The organism is Pyxidicoccus sp. MSG2 (assembly GCF_026626705.1).
GTDB lineage: Bacteria > Myxococcota > Myxococcia > Myxococcales > Myxococcaceae > Myxococcus.
This window is the reverse complement of record NZ_JAPNKC010000001.1, coordinates 2504522-2524112: the sequence shown is the minus strand read 5'-3', so window position 1 is coordinate 2524112 and position 19591 is coordinate 2504522. Positions and strand designations below refer to the sequence as shown.

Here is a 19591-nt window from a genome sequence, read left to right as displayed (position 1 = left end):
GGAGCCCCCGAGGGGCCCGCCCCCCGTCAGGGCATGGGTGCGCCGTCCCCTGAACCGTCGGCGTCCTCGTCCCCTTCCTGCGAGGCAGGGGGCCCCAGGAAGGCCTTGGTGCGGGGCACGGGCGACAGCAGGTCCTCCAGCACCGACTGTCCCCGGGTGGGCTGGCGCTGCGGCGTGCTGGCGGCCAGGGTGGGAGCCGGCGCTTCCTCGGCCGGCATCTCCTCCAGCTTCACCGTCACCTTCATGGGCCGGCCCAGGCGGTGGACCTTGAGGCGCACGGGGCGGCCCACGCCCCGGGCGGCCACCTGCCAGCGCAGGGTGTGGGCCCGCGACACGCTTCGCGCGTCCAGGCCGACGATGACGTCCCCGGCCTGCAGGCCCGCTCGCTCGCCCGGTCCGCCCTCCGCCACTTCCGTCACCACCACGCCCCGGCCGCGCGGCAGGTTGTAGGCGTCCGCCACCTCGGGCGAGAAGTCCTGCACGCTGATGCCCATCCACCCGCGGCGCACGCGGCCGTGGGCCTTCAGTTGCGGAATCACCGTCTTGGCGATGTCGATGGGGATGGCGAAGCCGATGCCCTGGCCCGCCACGTTGACGGCGTTGGCCACCGCCACCACGTCGCCGTGCAAGTCCAGCACGGGCCCGCCCGAGTTGCCCGGGTTGATGGACGCGTCCATCTGGATGTAGTCGAAGTCGCCGTCGCGGCCGTTGGGCGTCACGTCGGTGCGGCCCATGTAGCTGACCACGCCCACCGTCACCGAGTGCGTCAGGCCGAACGGGTTGCCGATGACGACAATCCAGTCCGCCGAGCGCACGTGCGTCGCGGAGGCCAGCTTCAGCACCGGCAGCCGGCGCGGGGCCTCAATCTTCAGCAGGGCGCAGTCGGTGCGGTCGTCCTGGCCCACCACGCGCGCGGGGTACTCCTCCACGCCGCCGCGCGGGTGCAGCACGGAGATGCTCACCTCCGTCGCGCCCTCCACCACGTGTGCGCTGGTGAGGATGTAGCCGTCCGGGTGGATGAGGAAGCCGGAGCCGATGCCCTTCTGCGGCTCCTCGCCGGACACGGCCGTCTCCGCCGTCATCTGCTTCGTGGTGATGGACACCACCGCTGGCATGGCCCGCCGCGCCACCTCGCTCAAGGTGGCGCGCTGCTGGTGCAGCGTGCGGTTCCTGGCCTCGAGCCACAGCCGCTCACGTCCGCGTCCGGCGGCCTGCGCTGGTAGCACCAGCGCGCTCACCAGCGCGGCAAAGAATACGACGCTCCTGACTCCGGCCCTGCCCATGGCCCCGCCTCCGCCCCAACACCGCCTGGGCGCAAGCTAGGGAGTGGGGATTTCCAGCGGAAGCGGGCCTGGGGTGCGAGCTACTTCTTCTGAGCGATGATGCGGTTCACCGCAGCACGGTCCTCGGCGCTGATGCGCTCGCGAGGCGGCGTATTCGTTGGTTGGGAGACAGCGTCCTTCGCATCCTCGTACGCGTCCTCCAGCCCGTCCTTCACCCGGTCCACGGCGTTCGGCTTCACGCTGCGCTTCCACGCCCGCTGCATGTGCTCCAGCGGCGAGCGGCCATCCACCTCGCCCGTCGCCAGGAAGATGCCGAGTCCCACCGCGCAGGCCGTCCAGACGATGAACTTCAACGCGCCCATTCTCACAACCTCCTACCTGTTCGTACATCGGCCGGAGGTGGCTGGCCAGTTTCCGACCGCGGGTGGGCGCAAGTCGCTGACAGGGCGGGGTGGGGCCCTTATGGTCCGCGGGCTTGCAACCCGAAGAGCTCTTCCAATCGGCCCGTGAGCGGGCGGCGCAGCTGGACGTGGGACGTGGTGACGCGGCGGTGGAGCGCGTCCGGGCGGCGGCGTCCGCGCTGTTCGCGCGCATCCCCGAACCCCCGGTGTACCGCCGCGCGGAGGACCCCTCGCGCAAGGCGGCGCAGGCGCTGCTGCCGGAGCTGGAGCGCGTGCTGGCCGAGGCCCTGGCGGCCGGGAGGGACCCGGCGGCCACGGCCGCGCTGGAGAAGCTGGTGAAGGCGCTGCTGGCCCACGGCGAGGCGCTCTGCCACACGGCGGACGGACGGCTGGAGGCGGCCGAGACGGCGTGGCGGCGCGCGCAGGAGTTGGAGCGGGCGGCGCACCCGACGCGGCACCTGGTGACGGCGCCACCGCGCCCGCCGCCGGTGTTCGACAAGGGCTCCAGGGTGTCCCGGTATGACCCGCGGTCCGCGCCCCAGGCGACGGTGAAGCTGGTGTGTCCCAACACCGGCTGCAAGCGGGTGAACGACTTCGCCTTCCTCACGAGCCACCCCTACAACCGCTTCGTCTGCCCGGTGTGCCACACGCCCTTCCTGGGCTACTTCGGCGAGCTGCGCGGGCTGGAGGTGGAGGTCCGCCGCAGCTCCAAGCGCTACTTCTTCACGGTGGACGAGGTGGGCCCCGCGGGCACCACGCGCATCGAGTTCGAGGAGGCGAGCGGCCAGGAGTTCCCCGCCGCCCGGCGAGACCTGCTGGCCTTCCTCTACACGGAGGCGCGCGAGCTGAAGGCGGTGGTGAACCTCACCAACCAGAAGCTCATGTGGGTGAGCCCGGCGTCCACGTGCTTCGTGGCGACGGTGGCCTTCGGTGAGGGCGCGCCGGAGCTCGTCGCGTTCCGTGCGTACCGGGACGACGTGCTGCGGAAGAGGGCGCTCGGGCGCGTGTTCATCCGGGGCTACTATCGCTGGGGCCCCGGGGTGGCGGCGTGGGTGTCGCGCCGTCCCATGGCCCGAGGCGGCGTGCGGTGGGTGTTGCGGCGGGTGCACGGCCGCCTGACGAGGAGTGGACTCGCGTGACGCAGGAAGGAATTGGAGCTCCACCGCCACCGCGGAAGGGCCTCGGCACGAAGGTGGCGCTGGGCCTGCTGGCGGCGCTGGGCTTGGCGGGCGTGGTGTACCTCGGGGTGATGGAGGCGCAGCGCGCGAAGCTGGTGCCGGACGGGACGTCCGCGCCTTCCATGGTGCTGGAGCGCCATGGCGGTGGGACGCTGAAGCTGGAGGAGCTCAAGGGCCAGGTGGTGATGCTGGACTTCTGGGCCACCTGGTGCCCGCCGTGCCGCGAGGAGATGCCCTCGCTGGTGAAGCTGGCCAAGGAGTACGAGCCGCAGGGGCTGGTCTTCGTGGCGGCCAGCCGCGACGACGGGCCCCGGGCCCCCAAGCTGGTGGAGGCCTTCATGAAGCGCCACCTGCCGGACCTGCAACCGTATGTCGTCTACGCGAGCGACGAGGTGGCGCAGGCCTTCCAGGTGACGGCGCTGCCCACGCTCTACTTCCTGGACCGCGAGGGCAAGGTGATGGACGCCCAGCGCGGCTCCATGTCCGAGGACGCCCTGCGCCGCCGCATCGAGCGCGCCCTGAAGCAGCAGTGAGCCGCCGGGGCACACGGCGCCCGCACTGATTCCAGTTGAGCAAGAGGAGCACATCACATGTCCTGGGTCCTCACGCTGTCGCTGCTGGCCGCGGCACCGGCGCAGGGCGCTCCGGCCGCGAAGACGGGCCCGGAAGTCGAAGCGCTCCGCGCGAAGGCGACGAAGCTCTACCGTGCGAAGAAGTACGACGAGGCCTGCGCGCTGTTCGCGCACGTCGTGAAGCTCGCGCCGGAGCAGGGCACCGCGTTCGCGGACCTCGGGCTGTGCCTGCAGAAGCAGGAGAAGAAGGACCAGGCTCGCGCCGCGTACCACCGGGCGCTCAGGCTGAGCGACGCGGACCCCGCCACCCGCACCAACGTCTACTTCAACCTCGCCGCGTTCGAGGATGTGACACCGCCCCAGGTCCGGCTGGAGTCGACCCCGACGCCCCGAGGCCACACGCTCTCGACGTCATCCCGTGTCCCCTGCGCGCCCCTGCCGTCCTCGGAGCTGAGCTGCAAGAAGGAGCTGAAGGCCTGCGTCGAGGAGTGGTCCTCCGCGAAGGACCCGGGCCCCTACGCGGACTTCCGGCACCTGACGGCGAGTGGCTTCAACCTGCGCATCTACGGCGGGGGCAAGCCGGACGGCTCCGTGAAGCAGGGCGTGGGGTTCTGCGACAACGCACCGGCCGTGGGCAGCGTCGCGCAGCCGCCCTCGCAGACCTGCATCTACTGGTCGAGCAACGATGATGGCCAGAGCTGCCAGACGGACGACGCGCCCTGCATGGCGGAGCTCGACGTCCTCGCGAAGGACGACGGGAGCTGCAAGCTCGTCTACGTCGACCCGTGCAAGGGCCGAGTGGCCGTCGCCTGCGAGGGCGCCCGCTTCAAGGTGAAGAAGCGCTGGGTGGGCGAGGTGATGGTGGTGCCCGCGAAGTAGGGCGGGGCGCCAGGGCCGGCGCCTCCGCCACTCCCACGCTGTTACTTCTTGTCCTTCTCCGGCGCCGGAGTCGTCCCGGGGGCGGGAGTCTTCCCCGGGGGCGGCTGCTGCCCGGCGGGGACGACGGTCTCCTTCGGCGCGGTCTCCACCTCGGAGCGGATGAGGCGGAAGTCGACGCGGCGATTCTTCGCGCGGCCCAGCGCGGTGTCGTTGGTGGCGATGGGCCGGTCGAAGCCGAAGCCCTCGGAGCTGAGGCGCTTGCGGTCGATGCCCTTGCTCACGAGGTACTCCAGCACGGAGCGCGCGCGCTTGTCGGACAGGCCCATGTTGAGCGGGCGCGAGCCGCGGTTGTCGGTGTGGCCTTCGATGCGCACCGGGCCCAGCGTGGGGTTCTTCCGCAGCACCGTGGCCACCTCGTCCAGCAGCGGGTACGAGCGCTTCTGGATGACGGCGGAGCCCGTCTCGAAGAGGACGTTGCCCTTGATGCGGATGCGGTCCGACTCCACGAACACGTAGGGCGGCGAGTCGAACGGGCAGCCGTTGTTCTCCGGCGGGCCGAACTGGTCGGGGCAGTCGTCCTCGTTGTCGGGCACCTCGTCACCGTCGGTGTCCGGGCAGCCGTCGTAGTCCTTGGGGCCGGGCTTGTCCGGGCACTTGTCGAACTCGTCGGTGATGCCGTCGCCGTCGGTGTCCTTCTCCGGGCAGCCCTTGCGCTCCTTGGGGCCCTTCTCCATGACACAGCCGTCTTCGCCGTCGACGATGCCGTCGCCGTCGTTGTCCGGGTCCATGCAGCCGTCGTTGTCCTGGAACCCGTCCTTGTCCTCGGGCTCGGTCGGGCAGCGGTCTCGGATGTCGGGCACGCCGTCGCCGTCCGAGTCGAGGAACGTCTCGTCGTAGCGAATCGCGAACATGACGCGCAGGGCCTCGCGCCCGTAGCCGCTGGAGAGGTTGATGCCGCGGCCCACGTTCAGCTCCAGACCCCAGTTGCCCCACACCTTCGCGCGGGCGCCGACCAGCACCTCCCACGGCGACTTCAGCGAGTCCGCCTGGTCGAAGTTGAAGGGGCGCACCAGCGGCGTGCCCAGGTGCATCTCCGCCACACCCTCCACGTCCGTGAAGCGGCCCAGGTTGGGCAGCTCCGCGATGGCACCCGCGCCCATCGTCAGCTCGTCGTCCACGAGCAGGTTGAGGTACTGCGCATGGGGCCGCAGACGCACGCCCAGGTTGCCCAGCACGCGGAAGGGAATGGGGAGGAAGGTGAAGCGCTGCTCCGCCGCCAGTCGCGGGGCCCAGAGCACGCCGCGCTCGCCGGTGAAGCTGGACGCGCTGCCGGTGGGCAGCCGCACCTCGGCCACGAGGGCCAGGCCCACGGGGAACTTCTCGCGGTCCAGCAGGTGCACGCGCGGCAACAGGCGGATGTCGCCCAGCGTGGTGCTGCTGACGCCCGCGGCGCCCGGGAAGTCCGGCGCGTCGAGCGCGTCGCTCAGCAGGTTGAAGTTGTCCCCCTGCAGGAGCGTGAAGGGCAGGTCCACCGCCAGCTCCAGCCGCTCGTGCAGTTGGTAGGCGAAGAGCAGGTGCGCGTCGAGCCGGTAGGGGAGCAAATCCCCCAGCTTCTCGTCGCCCAGCTTCAGCGCGAGGATGCGCCAGTTGAAGTCGAAGAGGAGCGCCCCGCGGAAGCTGCCAACGGGCTCGCCCGAAGCGGCGCCCTCCAGCGCGATGCCGCTGTGCTGCGCGGCGGTGGGCTTGACCGGAACCGCGTCGAAGCCTCGGGAGAAGGGGTCGTGCTCCGCGCGGGCCGCCACAGTGAATAGCAGCAGGCCCAGGGTCGCGAGTCGGATGACTGAGCCGCTCAGGATGCCTCGCATGGCTCAGGCTCTTAGCACTCGATACCGGAGGGCGGAAGGAAATGACCCACCCTCCGGTATTGATACAGTCTGGTGTTATTTCTCCATCACCGACTGCGCGGGGACGACTTCAATCGTGTCCGGGCGCAGGGGCAGCTTGAAGGTGGAGAGGGCCTCGTCCTGCTTCAGCAGCGCGTCCTCCTTGGGCGAGGCGTAGGTGATGGGCGAGGGCTGGCCGGAGCGCAGCGCCTGCGCGAGCCCGTCCGCGTCCTGGGTGACGAAGGCGAAGTTGAGCGCGTCCGGGTGGACGTGGCGGCGCAGCGCCTCCTGCACCGTCTGCGGCGTCATCTTCGTGAGCGCCTGCCGGTACTGCTCCAGGAAGTTCGGCGTGCCGTAGTAGAGCGAGTCGATGGCGTAGCCCAGGCGCCGCTGGTCCGTCTGCTCCCAGAGGCGGGTGTAGCCCTGGAGGTAGCCCTTCATCAGCTCGAGGCGCTCCTGGGGGATGCCCTCCTTCACCATCTGGTCCAGGAAGTACACGGCGCCGCGAGTGGCGAACACGGCGTTGGCGGGCACTACCGGCCGAATCCAGATGGAGTGGAGCTGCTGGGTTCGGGCGATGTTGGTCCGGTTGTACGTGGAGCCGGGGTCCTCGATGAAGTTCTCGGCGTAGGCGTAGTTGCCGTAGTTGAGGCCGCGCTTCTCGCGCAGCTCGTTGAAGAGCACGCCGAGGAACTGCCGGTGCTCACCCAGGTGGGAGAAGGCCAGCGCGAGCGGGAAGAAGTCCGGGTCCCCGCGGCGCACGGGCGTGACGTAGCCCATGCTGACGGCGGTGGAGAGGGTGGACTTCTGGACGATGACGGTGCGGCCGCTCGTCGTGGGCACGGGCGGCAGTTGCACGAGCGGGGCGCCCTGGGCGGGCAGCGCGGACAGGCGCGAGGTGAGGGCCTGCTTCAGCGCGTCGTCCACCGAGCCGGCCAGTCCGATGACGAGCCGGTCCTGCGTGAAGACGCGCCTGGCGTGGGCCTTCACGTCGTCCAGCGTAATCGCCTTCAGCCCCTGCACGGTGCCGCCCACGTAGTGCGCGTACGGGTGGCCCTGGTAGAGGAGCGCGTCGAGCGCCACCTTGCCGAGCGCCTCGTCATTGGCGCTGCGCAGGCCGTTCTCCACGTCGCTGATGGCGTTGGCGCGCAGGCGCTCCAGCTCGGCGGCGTCCAGGCGCGGGTTGAGGACGACGTCGGTGAGGATGTCCAGGAAGCGCGGCAGGAAGTCCTTGTGGACGCGGCCGGAGAAGGTGGTGAACTCCTTGTCCGTGTACGCGCCCAGCTGCGCGGCCATGGGGTAGAGCGCGTCCAGCAGCTGCGCTGACGTGAGCTTCTGCGTGCCACCCTGCGCCATCAACGTGGAGGTGAGGTCGGTGAGTCCCTCCTTGCCCTTCGGGTCATCCACCGAGCCCGCGTGGAAGACGAGTCGGAAGGCGACGATGGGCGTGTCCGGGCGGGCCAGCACCACCAGCTCCATGGGCTTGGGCTGCCGCAGCGGCACGGCGGGCACGGCCTCCGGGCGCGCGGGCGGCTGCGGCTCGGCGGGCTTTGCCTGCTCCAGCGCGGCGGAGGACGGCACCGCGGGGGGCGGCGCATTCGTGTCCACGGGAGGCGTCTGGGTGGTGGCGCAGCTGGCGAGTCCCAGCAGGGCGGCGAGCGAAACGAGAGCACGGGTCTTCATCACTTCGTCCCTCCGGCCGCCTTGGGGGTGAGGCTGAGCTCGATGAGTCTGTTGGCGGTGAGGTACTTCTTGGTGAAGTCCTGGAGCTGCGCGGGCGTCACCCTGGCCAGGTTCTGCAGGTGGCGCTGGAGCCCGTCGGGCATGCCGAGGACGCCGGCGTACAGCGCCAGGCGGATGCCCACGTCGCGCGGCGTCTGCAGCGACATCAGCAGGCCGTAGCGCGCATGGTCCTGGATGGCCTTCACGCGCGCGGCGTCCACGCGGCCGGCGGCGAGGTTGCTCACCTCCTTGAGGAGGGCCAGCCGCACCTGCTCGCGCTGGCGCTCGTCCTTGAGCGTGGCGGTGAGCGTGAAGAGGTGCGGGTCTCTGTGCTCGTTGTAGTCACTGCCGATGTCCTCCACGAGCTGCTTGTCCAGCACCAGCGACTTGTACGCGGGGCTGGTGGGGCCGGTGAGGTAGTCCACGAGCACCGTCTGCAGCGCGGCGTCCATGGTGGTGGCGGACGCGGCCGGGGTGCGCCAGGCCAGAATCTGGCGGGGCTGCGTGGGCTGTGGCCAGTCGATGTGCGCGGAGCGCGGGCCGCCCTGCGGAGGCTCGGCGGGGACCTGCACGTTGGCGACCTTGCGGTTCCACGGGCCGTAGTGCTCGCGGACCTGCTGCATCACCTTCGCGTCGTCGAAGTCACCGACGATGAAGAGCAGGGTGTTGTCGGGGGTGTACCAGCGCTGGAAGAAGTCACGGCTGTACTGGTAGGCCTGGGGCATGGCCTTGATGTCGTCGTAGAAGCCCAGGGTGGTGTGCCGGTAGGTGTGGCGTTGGAAGGCGGCGGCGTTGAGCTCCTCCTCCATCTTGAGGTACGGCGCGGCGGCGTTCTTGTGGTACTCGCCGAGCACCGCGAGCGCCTCCGTCTGGAAGGCGGGCTCGGCGTACTCGAGGTTGCGGAAGCGGTCCGCCTCCAGCTCGATGAGCTGCGGCAGGCCGGCCGTGGGGCCGTACGAGTAGTAGACGGTGATGTCGTCCATGGTGAAGGCGTTGTCGTCGTAGCCGAAGGTGCCCATGACCTTCTCGCGCGAGCCCTCGGGGTGCGTCTTGGTGCCCTTGAACATCATGTGCTCGAAGAAGTGGGCGAAGCCCGTCTTGCCGGGCTCCACCTCGTTGCGCGAGCCCACGCGCACCACGGTGACGTAGGCGATGATGCCCTGGGACGGGTAGGGCACGCGCACCACGGTGAGGCCGTTGGGCAGCTTCTCCGTGTTGAGGGTGTAGGGGAAGGAGGCGGTCGGCCCGGACTGGGCGGCGGCCGGCAGGGCAGTGCCCAGCAGGAGCAGCAGGAGGGGGAGCAGTCGTCTCATTCGGCGTCCTCGTGGCCGGGAACCAACCCGGCGGGGAGGCGACCCTACGACGGCTCGAACGTTGGGGGTGCAGGTTGTGACGCGAGTGTCCGGCGGCGTGCGCTGAAGTGAGTGCCGGCACGGTCAGGAGGATTGACGGACCCCCGTCAGCGGTTAATGTGAGGAGGCGCGGTTGAAGCAGACCGCGTGGCAGTCGCAGTGGCAGTCAACCCAACCGGGGGCGACCTGGTTTCGACGGGGGCATTGAAGTTCGAGACGCGTGCCGAGCTTGTCTGGTAGCTCGTAAATCCAACCCGGCAGAATCACAAAAGCCAACGACAACGTTGAGCTCGCGCTGGCTGCCTAAAAACAGCTTCTAGTGCGCGGTCCCCCCGCCCTCGGCCTGTGGGGTTGGGTCAGACCGTCATAATGCAGGCTGGCTGCCAAGGGTGCCTGGGCCCGAGGTGGCGAGATCTTTCCAGGACCGGCTCGGAGTATCCCGTCCGTGGGAGCCTCCGGGACGTAGCAAATCGCGGACTACGCACGTAGGGTCGAAGAGCAGAAGGCTTTCGGACGCGGGTTCGATTCCCGCCGCCTCCACATTCAAGAGCCCAGCAATCTCACCGGGTTGCTGGGCTTTTTCTTTGGCCTCGTAGTCTCATGTGCCCTCAGTGTGCCCCTCCGGCGTCTCTGCCCGGTGCGGCGTGGAGCTGGGGCACGGGCCGGTCGAGTTGCTGCACCGCGCTCTCCCGGGCCTCCGGCGCGAGGTGAAGTTGCCCCGTTTTCGCGGCTCTCCCGCACTTTGTGTGATGCCCCTCGGAGAAGTAGGCAGCTGCGGCAGGCTACCAGTGGGGCGACTACAACCTGGGAATGGAAACGCTGTACTCCCTTCCCGGTTGTCGAGTGGAGCAAGTGGCGCGCGGTGGCTCGCCGAAAATCGTCCTCGTGGTGCACCAGGAGAGCACTGGTGCCCGGTGTCCCTCCTGCCGGACGCCCAGCAACTCCGTGCACAGCAGCTACGTCCGCCGCCCCGCTGACCTGCCCTCCGCCGGGCGTGCCGTGAAACTGGAAATGCATGTGCGTCGCTTCTTCTGTCGAAACGCGCAATGCCCTCGCCGCACGTTCGCGGAGCGGCTGCCCCGCTTGCTGGCTCCTCGGGCCCGGCGAACGCGGCGGCTTGCCACCGCCCAGTGCGCCGTCGCCATGACAGCGGGTGCCGAGGCTGGAGCCAGACTGCTCGAGCCGCTGGCCATGCCAACCAGCCCCGACACGCTCCTGCGCCTGATTCGCCGTACTCCGCTGCCGGCGCCACGAGACTCCCGGGTGGTGGGCGTGGATGACTGGGCCCTGCGAAAGGGGCGCACCTACGGCTCCATTCTCGTCGACATCGAAGCGCACCGTGTCGTCGAGCTGCTGCCTGACCGCTCAACGCCGACGCTGACGGCGTGGCTGCGTCGCCACCCTGCTATCAAGGTCCTCACCAGAGACCGCTCGACGGAGTACGCACATGCAGCCGCACTCGGTGCTCCCGACGCTCAACAAGTAGCGGACCGCTGGCATCTGCTCCTCAATGGGAGGCAGATGGCGGAGCGCTGGCTGACGGGGGCGCACGCGCGCCTGCGCTCCCTGCCGGTCGTCTCGCGAGAGGGCGTTTCCCCAGCGCGTCGGCTCACCTCATTTCCACGCACTCATGCTGAAGTCCGCTCCCGTGAGGCGAGCCGAGCCCAGCGCGTGGCCGCGTACGAGGCAGTGCGGCGCCGAGTCCTCGCCAGGGAGCCGCTGGCGAGAATCCACCGCACCTTGAGACTGGCACCGAGCACGGTGCGAAAGTACGCCACCGCGGAAGCCTTTCCGGAGCGCTCGGTGCGCGCGCCCGGTCCGAGCATCCTTGCCCCATTTCTGGAGTACCTCGAGGAGCGTCATTCGGCGGGCTGCGAAAACGCCTGCTCGCTCTGGAGGGAGATTCGCGCACGAGGGTTTCGTGGCACGTCACGGCAGGTCCACCGCTGGCTCCAGACGCGCCGCACAGCTCCGGCGCGCACGAGGCCGCGCGCGGAGTCCGGCGGCGACTGGTGGTCCAATGGCAAGAGCCCCGACCCGCTCGCCTCCCCGAAGCAATTGGCCTGGCTGTGCGTGAAGGAACCGTCCGAACTCACACCCGAGGATGCAGCCACGCTGGCTCGCATCCGACAGGACAAGGAGGCCGCGCGCGTCATGGAGTCGACCCGACGCTTCTGCGAAGTGGTCCGCGCGCGGAGCGTTACGCACGGGGCCAGGCGACGCAGTTCCTGTAGGCCCTTCGAGGCGTGGCTGGGCGCGGCACGCCACTGCGGCGTGCGTGCGGTGGAGACCTTCGCCGAGGGGTTGCAGCAGGACGGGGATGCAGTCCGGGCGGCGCTGACCACGCCCTGGAGCAACGCCCAGGCGGAGGGGCAGATCACGAAGCTCAAGTTCCTCAAGCGTCAGATGTACGGCCGAGCCAGCTTCGACCTGCTGCGCCGTCGCGTGCTCCTCACCGTCTGAGCCTATGCATCACACAAAGTGCGGGAGAGCCGCGGAACCGGGGCAACTTCACTACGGCTTTGCCCTCGTTTGAGGGAGCGCGAACGCATAAGACTTTGGCTTGCATGGCTCGAAGTGAACCTCACCGATCAGGGAATTGGCCGCGCTGAGGGGGTCGGAGCCAGCCCCTGGAGGGGCGTATCCTTTCCGATAAAGATGAAAGGCGCCCAAGAGTAGGGCTTCGGGTGCTTCTGGCGCAATGCCTTCATCGCCGTACGGAGAGCCTCGGCGCGCCTCTGTCCGGCCAGGAGATTGCGGTAATAGCTCTCCATTAGCTCGCGCGAGGTCTCATCATTGACCTTCCACAGGCTGGTCACCAGGGACTCGGTACCCGCGCTCACCAGCGCACGGCGCAGTCCGTACACTCCCTGGCCGGGTTTGATGTCGCCACGGCCGGTGTCGCAGGCCGACAGCACGACCAACTGAGTGCCCCACAAGTCGAGTCCCGCAAGTTCCAGCGCCGTGACGATCGAGTCCTCACGATATCTTGGGCCGGATTGCTCCTGCGGTGAACTGGCACCCGCCAGTACGAGGCCCGAGCGCAGCAGGGGGTCGGGAAGGAGAGCGCCTTCAGCATCCTCGCGAAAGAAGCCGTGGGTTGCGATGTGGAGGAGGCCAGGCGTGTCCAGCGTCAATAGGGCGTGCTTCGTGGCCTTGGAACCCAGGAGCAATTGGGCTTGAGGGAGCAGTTGGTGAATGGTTTCAGCCTCCTTCTGAGTGCCGGGAAGCGGTGTGTAGGGAGAATCAACCTCCACCACTTCGCGCGAAAAAAAGGCTTCCAGTGAGGCCGAGCGCTCAGCGGGAACGAGAGTGGACAGAGTAGCGACGGTGGACGCGGCAGGGCGCGAGATGAAATCCGGGTTGCCGATGATCACCACGGAAGTCACAGCGGCGCTGACCTCGGGATGGGGCAAAAGGTCTTTGCCCGAGGTGAGATAGGTAATGTCCAAGGCATCCACCAGAAAGCGGCGGCCATCGTGGAGTGCAGCGAAGGGGACGAGATTGAGCTGGCCGTCGGGCGACAAAAATAGGCGCTGGACCTTGCCCAGGTGCGGCAGAAGAGGACGGAAGGCGAGCTTATAGAATGCTCGGGCGGCGAGATGATAGGAGGCGGAGTTGCGGGCAAGCGCGCCATGCAAGTGCAGTGCGGCGGCGTCGATGGGCTCACCAGGACCCAGGTCGATGGCCTCAGTTCTGCCATCGGCGAAGAGCAGGAACGCGAGATAACGGAGTTGGCCTGGGTGCTTCGTGGCGTGAGTTCCAGGCGTGGGGACAAGTGGGCGGTCGCGATAGGCGATGAACTCGATGAGCGCGCCATTCTTAGGAAGCGTTTGGGCGACGTGGCCGATGACTTCATCGGGAAGAGGCAACGCGGAGAGAGCACGCAGCGGTGCCGATCGTCTGGAGAGGTGCTCCTCAATAACAGTGGCTTGGTCGGTGAGTTCCTTGAGGCGCTGCTGGTAGTCCGTAGGCGAAAGCGAACCGGGGCCTGCCAGCGTCAGCGCGGAGAACTGGGTGCGCAAGGCTCTTAGGCGCTCAAATGATTCGTGATCGGCTTCTTCCAGGTTTCGAAAGATGATGCGAGAGGTGTCTGCGAGTTCTTCGATGGAGCGGCCCTTGCGAAGCAAAGCGGCAGAGAATGCGAGGTAGCGAACGTAGGCATCCTCCGGGTGTTCGCGGACGACAGAGTAGAGGCGTTCCTCATCTTCGTGCAGCAGACGCAGGGAACTGGCCAAGCGCGCCTCGGAGAAGCCGAAGACCTGCTGGCGTAGGTGCAGTTCGGATGCAACGAACGCACGCTTGAAGAGCAGTAGGGCCCCAACGAGGTCCCTTTGAGCCAAGTGGAGTCGAGCAAGGTCATTAAGAGAGAGAGCAACGAGGGGATGATTCTTGCCGAGGATGGCTTCCCGAATTGCCAGCGCACGTTGAAACAGCGGCTCGGCCCGTGCGTAGAGCCCCTGGTCCCTGTAGATGGTGGCGAGGTTATTCAACGAGGTGGCAATTTCGGGATGGCTGCTGCCGTAGGCGGCTTCACTAATCGCCAGCGCACGTTGAAACAGCGGCTCGGCTTGGGCGTAGAGCCCCTGGTCTTTGTAGAGGAGAGCGAGGTTGTGGAGCGAGTGGGCAACGAAGGGATGGTTCTTGCCGAGGATGGTTTCCCGAATTACCAGCGCACGTTGAAACAGCGGCTCGGCCCGTGCGTAGAGCCCCTGGTCCCTGTAGATGGTGGCGAGGTTATTTAACGAGGTGGCAATTTCGGGATGGCTGCTGCCGTAGGCGGCTTCACTAATCGCCAGCGCACGTTGAAACAGCGGCTCGGCCCGTGTGTAGAGCCCCTGGTACCAGTAGAGGCTGGCGAGGTTGTTAAGTGCGTTGGCGACGAAGGGATGGCTCTTGCCGTAGGCGGCTTCCAGGATCGGCAGAGCACGTTGCGACAGCGGCTCGGCCTGTGCGTAGAGCCCCTGGACTTTGTAGAGGAGAGCGAGGTTGTGGAGCGAGATGGCAACGTGGGGATGGCTGCTGCCGTAGGCGGCTTCAGTAATCGCCAGCGCACGTTGAAACAGCGGCTCGGCCCGTGCGTAGAGCCCCTGGTCCCTGTAGAGGAAGGCGACGCTTGTGAGCGCGGTGGCGACGTGGGGGTGGCTCTTGCCGAGGGTAGCTTCCAGAATCACCAGCGCACGCTGAAACAGCGGCTCGGCCCGAGCGTAGAGCCCCTGGTCTTTGTAGATGCTGGCGAGGTCGTGGAGAGAGAAGGCAACGTCAGGATGGCTGTTGCCGAGGGTGGCTTCCCGAATTGCCAATGCGTGCTGAAGGAGCGGTTCGGCGCGCGCGTAGCTCCCCTGCTCTTGATGAACCTCACCGAGAAGGTTGAGGCAACTGGCAACTTCCAGGTGCGTCCTTCCAAGGATGGACTCACGAAGTTCCAGCGCGCGCTCGATCAACGGGACCGCTTCCGCATACTTCGCCGCCTCGTTCAGCTCCTGACCCTCCTCAAAAAGCTTCTGTGCTTCCACCAAACGTGAGTCTGTTGACGCATGTTCCACTGTTGCGCATGCCACACACCCAAGGATGATGAGCGCTAAGGCCGTTGCTGCTCGATGCATGGTCATCTCCCCTGTGTCAGGGATGTTGTCGCCTCGGCTGACGGGCCGAGCTGCGGAACCTGTCAACGCGGATGAGACAGTGAGTTCGTGAGATTACTGCGCGGTCGACTGAGAGGTGGAGAGGCGCGCAGGGTCGTTGATCCAGACGGCGTTCGGCAGCGCCTGCGGCTTGGGTGCGCCGCGCGGGAAGCGTTCGGGGTGAGCGACGTAGGCGGCGGAGAGCACGGCGGCCCGGGCCGCGATGCGCTCGGCGGCCAGGCCGTGGTGCACGTCGTGGGGCGTGAGCAGGCCGAGTCCGGCGTGGTGGTGCTCCTGGTTGTACCAGCCGAAGAAGTCGCCACCGAAGCCGCGGGCGTCCTGGAGACAGCCGAAGCGCAGGGGGAAGTCAGGCCGGTACTTCAGCGTCTTGAAGTGCGCCTCGCTGAAGGGGTTGTCGTTGGAGACATGCGGCCTAGAGTGCGTCTTCGTCACGCCCAGGTCGGTCATCAGCAGGGCCACCGGCTTGGAGGTCATCGAGGAGCCTCGGTCAGCGTGAATCGTCAGCTGGCCGGGCGCCACGCCCTGGCGCTCGCCGCCGATGCCGTCCGGACTGCACTGACCTCTCTGGAGTAACGCGCAGGCCGAGGGCCAAATCACGAAGCTCAAGCTTCTCAAGCGTTAGATGTATGGCCGCGCCAGCTTCGACCTGCTTCGTCGTCGCGTGCTGCTCACCGTCTGAACCTGCGCATCACCCAAAATGCGGGAGAGGCCGGAACCGGGGAAGCTTCATAGCCACTGCGCACCGAATATATTGGTCGATGCGCAGTGGGGACGACCCTTTTAGGGGACTGCGCGGGCCGTGTTCAACCTGGTGTCCCAGCCCTCGCTGATGATCGCCGTCGCCGCCGACTTCCATGCAGGGTCAACATTGTAAGAATTGGCGTTGTTCCCGTCTTCATCATCGCTGTAGATGTACCCTCGGGCAGAAGTGAAAACGAACTGCGATGCGGCGAATACGCCGTACTCAAACCCGAGGCTTGGGAAGGCCGAAGCGATGCTTCCATCACCCTTGAACAGGCAGAAGCGCAGCGTCGAGTTGTTGTTCACAACATTGGGGAAGATGTTGCCCGAATAGCTATTCTTGTTGTTGTTGTCCTCGTTATCAAAGTAGCGGGAAAATTCGACCGCTCCCTCTGGGCAGGACTGGTCCAGCTTGAGAACCGCGTAGTTGTAGTTCGCGCTGTTGGCGGCAGCCAAAGAGTGGAACTGTGTGCCATCCACCCGGCAGAACACATAGTTGATGTTTCCGTTGCCATCAACGTTTGTGGCGCCGACCCACCCCGAGACGTTGCTTGCCTCAGCCCGATCCTCGTTATCCATGTTGATGCGAATGGTTTCGACGTTGCCCGGACAGGTGCCAGTTCCGGAGATGACGCCCACGTAGTTCGCGGGAATGTGAGCGCGCGGGCAAGTGCGCTCGGTATATGCCGTGGTCCGCGACATGGTAGCCAATTGGTCGTCAAGACGACGCACTTCGTATGCGATTGGCTGAATGCTGGTGACGGGGACATTCATGAGGTTGAAGGAATTCTGCCACTGCCCGTACAGCTTGAGTTCGGCCTCCTGGAGCGGACTTGCGCCAGCACGCGCGACGATTTGAATCGCACTACTCTGGATGATGTTTTGTTGCTGAGTCGTCGCGTTGCCCGTGTAGAAAGCATTGGCGGCAGTCTCCAGTTCCATCAGAGTACTGGACCCTGAGACCGAAAACAAAACCATCCTGCCGTAAGTCACGTACCGAGCGTAGGTGGGGAGGTTATCGTAACCCAGTTCGTTCATGTCACCCAGTCTGTAGAAGTCCTGGACGGTAAACTTGGCGGGGTCGAATTGGGCAAGTGTCGGAGTAAAGCCGTTGAGGTCTTGAAAGATGGCGAACAAGGGCTGTCTGGCCAGGATAAAGACTGTGTTGCGGCCATTGTTGTTATTGGGAGTGCCGCTGACGCCGAGAATTCCAGGATCCAGCTTGAACTTCGCGGCGACTTCCTCCAGGGATGACGCGCTATGGATTTCGGGATAGACCTTGCCCAGGGAAATCTTGCCATTGTTATTGGCTGCGGTGACCATCTGGCCTGTTGAGGCGTAGATGTCGCCGACAGTGGTAGTGGGCGCAGAGGCCATTTCGAAGAAGGTGCCCACAAGCTTGACAGGCTTGCGCTGGAGGTAAGGCACGTGGAGCGGTGTAAGCGCTCCGAAGCCGGTGTTAATGTAGATTCCTTGGTTGAGTGCGGAAGGAAACAACAGGTCCGCGGCCCTGTTGAAGCTCACGAGTTCTCTTACATTGTATCGTTCATTGACTTGACGAGCTTGACATCCGAATGCGTCCGTTGACCATGCCCCCGGTGACTGAAAGGCGGGATTGTTCTGCCACACACCGCCTTGGAACAGTTTGTTGGTAAAATCCTGCAGGCTGGTGGCTGTCGGATAGCCGTACTGGGTGATAGTTCCTCCAGGATAGCCACTTTGCAAGAACTGCTCGATGTTCGGCACACCCGCAACTGACGGGGGAATACCCAACGCCTCAGCGCGTGCATACATCTCGTTCACGGAGGCCACTTCGGGAATACCCGGAACGTTGATGACGCCAGAGTTATTGCAGGTGCCGCAGTCTTGATTACAACTGGAGCAGGTTTCCGAGTCGCTGCAGTACCCATCTCCACAAGGAGGAGGCTCATAACTGCAGTCCATACTGCACCAGTCCACCTCGGAGATGTCACAAAGCCCATCGCCACACTCGGGGCCGTTACAGAGGCCTTCACCACACTCCTCATAAGGGAGTCGCAGGCTCGAAGTCCCAGGTGATGCCGCACGGGCGGGCTCTTCCTTTGCTTTCGTCGGAGAGTCTTCAACACTGCATGCTGCGAGAGCACAACCCAAGAGGAGTGTGAGTGGCGCTGCTATCTTGAGTTTTCTAGTTGTCTGCATGGTTGGTTTCCGAGTTGGGGCTTGCGTAGGCGGGTGATCTTCTTTGGGGTTCAAAGTGGAGAATTCGGATTTGGTGTGAGACCTTGGAGAGATTTAGGCCGCTGGTTTCATGTTCGCTCCTCCTCTTGCTTGGGTTGCACACTTTCTCGTTTCGAAAACTCAGCAGTTTTTGATGGATCTCAATTCAAGTGAGTCGAGCGGCTGCCACGGTTTATGGACGCCTGCGGAAATGAGGGATGCTCGGAACCTAGTGGGAGATGAAGGGCCATGAGTCCCCTGTTGTCGAGCCGCCGCGGAAAAGCAGTCGCGCCCTGAGGCTCTCTCCAAGCGTGGAAACATTTGTCGAAGGGCGGACGCAGAACAACGACGCCGTCCGTGCTGCACTGCCAAGGACTTGGCACGATGCCTATGCTGAGGGACAGAGCCCAGAGCGCAAGCTTCGACCTGCTACGTCGTCGCATGCTGCTCACCGTCGGAGCTTACGCTCCACACGAAGTGCGGCAGAACACTGAGGTCGGCGCAACTTTACGAGAGGCGCGCCCCAGGGATCAGGGCCTTCGGGTCTGGGAGTAGGGCGGAGCGGGGAGCAGTTGAAACGAGTGTGTCAATCAGCAGGTCTCTTCTCCGCAGGTAATGGCCTGAGAGTGCTTCGTGGTGCTAGCCGTGCTTGCTTGGATCATCGGCCCCATGTCGAAGAGCCGACCTGAGGGGCCTTTCCATACGTGTGGTTGCGTAGCAGTGCTGGCTCATCGCTTCCTCCCTTGCGGAGCACTGTGCAGCGATCTCCCCCGTCCAGGTCCTTCGTGCCCGGCTCGAAGCGCTCCGGGCACTGCGCCAGAATGGTCTCTATCGCCTGTCCGTCACGCGTTCGCGCCAGGCACGAAGCTCCCTCGGGTGTCCACGCCGCCTCGAAGGAGGCCTTCGTCGGGTCCCAGGACCTTGAGGCCTGCGTCGTCCGGGTGAGGAGCTTGAATTCATCGTACATGTCGATGGGATTCTCCTCCTGGGTGTGGCTGCGTCCGTCGCCGCAGTAGTCGGCGCGCACCATGCGCGTGCACGCCTGATGCAAATCCTGGAGCGAGCGGCCTTCCTTCGTTGCCCACGGCTTGTAACCCCAGTCGATACACTTGGCGATGGCGCCGTTCTCGCAGGCGAAGGTGAACTTGCCCGGCAGGTCGCGGCGTGCACCTGTCTCATCCCAGATACCGGGCACCGCGAGCGCCCGAGGAGCGGGCACGCGGTTGGTGGCGGTGCACGGGTTGGCCCACGTGGCGCTCTCCGCGTTCCACACCTGGATTCGATACCAGACCAGCGAGGGGTCGTCGGCATCGGTCTCGACCGCACACAGGGCCACCTCTACGGGCTGGCCGTCACTCGCCGTGCCCTGGAGCATGGCGCCGGCGAACCTCTCATTCACCAATGCCGGGGCCACCAGGCGCCCGTCCTCGATGCGCACTCCCTTTAGCGCGGCGCTGCCGAGCGACACGCGGCTGAGGTCAAGCGAGGCCAGCACGCTGCTCGTCTCCTGGTCGGCCACCTTGCGAGTCGTGCCCCACAGCCGTGTGCCGTTTGGCCACGTGTTGCGCTGGGGAGCCTGGGTCTGGCAGGCGGATGCCCGACGCCGGGCCCCCTCCGTCTTCTTGATGAGCATGTCCGTGGCGAGCGCCGGCGCACTGCTCAGCAGATATACAAGTGCCAGGATGTGCTTGTTCATGTAGCTCCTCGCCTCTGGGATGCGTTCCGTCGCCGGGGCC

At 66.1% G+C, this 19591-nt stretch carries 12 protein-coding genes, 1 other RNA gene and 1 pseudogene; 5 read left to right on the top strand and 9 right to left on the bottom strand.

From position 1 onward, the window contains the following. Positions 1 to 26: 26 nt before the first annotated feature. Positions 27 to 1283: a S1C family serine protease gene (locus OV427_RS08985; protein WP_267855700.1), complete on the bottom strand. Its 1257-nt coding sequence runs from the start codon at positions 1281 to 1283 to the stop codon at positions 27 to 29. Positions 1284 to 1363: 80 nt separating this feature from the next. Next, entirely contained in the window at positions 1364 to 1645 is a 282-nt protein-coding gene (locus OV427_RS08980) for a hypothetical protein (RefSeq protein ID WP_267855699.1), read from the bottom strand. A 113-nt stretch (positions 1646 to 1758) separates the two neighbouring features. Here OV427_RS08980 and OV427_RS08975 point away from each other — a divergent pair, with 113 nt between their 5' ends. From OV427_RS08975 to OV427_RS08965, 3 genes are read left to right on the top strand one after another with little or no spacing between them, the layout of a single operon-like run. Continuing rightward, positions 1759 to 2823: a CFI-box-CTERM domain-containing protein gene (locus OV427_RS08975; RefSeq protein WP_267855698.1), complete on the top strand. Its 1065-nt coding sequence runs from the start codon at positions 1759 to 1761 to the stop codon at positions 2821 to 2823. Beyond that, positions 2820 to 3395, top strand: coding sequence for a TlpA family protein disulfide reductase (locus OV427_RS08970; protein ID WP_267855697.1), 576 nt, complete (start codon positions 2820 to 2822; stop codon positions 3393 to 3395). Before OV427_RS08975 ends, OV427_RS08970 begins: the two co-directional genes overlap by 4 nt. Positions 3396 to 3452: 57 nt before the next feature. Beyond that, positions 3453 to 4313, top strand: a complete 861-nt coding sequence (locus OV427_RS08965; RefSeq protein ID WP_267855696.1) for a tetratricopeptide repeat protein — start codon at positions 3453 to 3455, stop codon at positions 4311 to 4313. A gap of 41 nt (positions 4314 to 4354) precedes the next feature. Here the strand turns inward: OV427_RS08965 and OV427_RS08960 are convergent, their stop codons facing one another. From OV427_RS08960 to OV427_RS08950, 3 genes are all read right to left on the bottom strand, one after another. After that, positions 4355 to 6178 carry an OmpA family protein gene (locus OV427_RS08960; RefSeq protein ID WP_267855695.1) on the bottom strand — a complete coding sequence of 608 codons (1824 nt, stop codon included), beginning with the start codon at positions 6176 to 6178 and terminating at the stop codon, positions 4355 to 4357. Between the two features lie 75 nt (positions 6179 to 6253). Then, complete coding sequence (locus tag OV427_RS08955) at positions 6254 to 7879, bottom strand: M16 family metallopeptidase (RefSeq protein ID WP_267855694.1); 1626 nt, start codon at positions 7877 to 7879, stop codon at positions 6254 to 6256. Beyond that, positions 7879 to 9231, bottom strand: a complete 1353-nt coding sequence (locus OV427_RS08950) for a M16 family metallopeptidase (RefSeq protein WP_267855693.1) — start codon at positions 9229 to 9231, stop codon at positions 7879 to 7881. Before OV427_RS08950 ends, OV427_RS08955 begins: the two co-directional genes overlap by 1 nt. A 216-nt stretch (positions 9232 to 9447) precedes the next feature. Here OV427_RS08950 and ssrA point away from each other — a divergent pair. Together ssrA and OV427_RS08940 are read left to right on the top strand one after the other, a co-directional pair. Continuing rightward, positions 9448 to 9813: a transfer-messenger RNA gene (gene ssrA / locus OV427_RS08945) on the top strand. A 267-nt stretch (positions 9814 to 10080) separates the two neighbouring features. Beyond that, positions 10081 to 11733, top strand: a complete 1653-nt coding sequence (locus OV427_RS08940) for an ISL3 family transposase (protein ID WP_267855692.1) — start codon at positions 10081 to 10083, stop codon at positions 11731 to 11733. Positions 11734 to 11861: 128 nt separating this feature from the next. Here the strand turns inward: OV427_RS08940 and OV427_RS08935 are convergent, their stop codons facing one another. The 4 genes and pseudogenes from OV427_RS08935 to OV427_RS08920 form a co-directional block, all read right to left on the bottom strand. Continuing rightward, entirely contained in the window at positions 11862 to 14876 is a 3015-nt protein-coding gene (locus OV427_RS08935; protein ID WP_267855691.1) for a CHAT domain-containing tetratricopeptide repeat protein, read from the bottom strand. Positions 14877 to 14969: 93 nt separating this feature from the next. Further along, positions 14970 to 15446, bottom strand: a pseudogene (locus OV427_RS08930) (integrase core domain-containing protein); the annotation flags it as partial. A 249-nt stretch (positions 15447 to 15695) separates the two neighbouring features. Further along, positions 15696 to 17459 (bottom strand): hypothetical protein, encoded by a 1764-nt coding sequence (locus tag OV427_RS08925; protein WP_267855690.1) that lies wholly within the window; start codon positions 17457 to 17459, stop codon positions 15696 to 15698. Positions 17460 to 18513: 1054 nt separating this feature from the next. After that, complete coding sequence (locus OV427_RS08920) at positions 18514 to 19551, bottom strand: ADYC domain-containing protein (protein WP_267855689.1); 1038 nt, start codon at positions 19549 to 19551, stop codon at positions 18514 to 18516. Positions 19552 to 19591 lie beyond the last annotated feature (40 nt).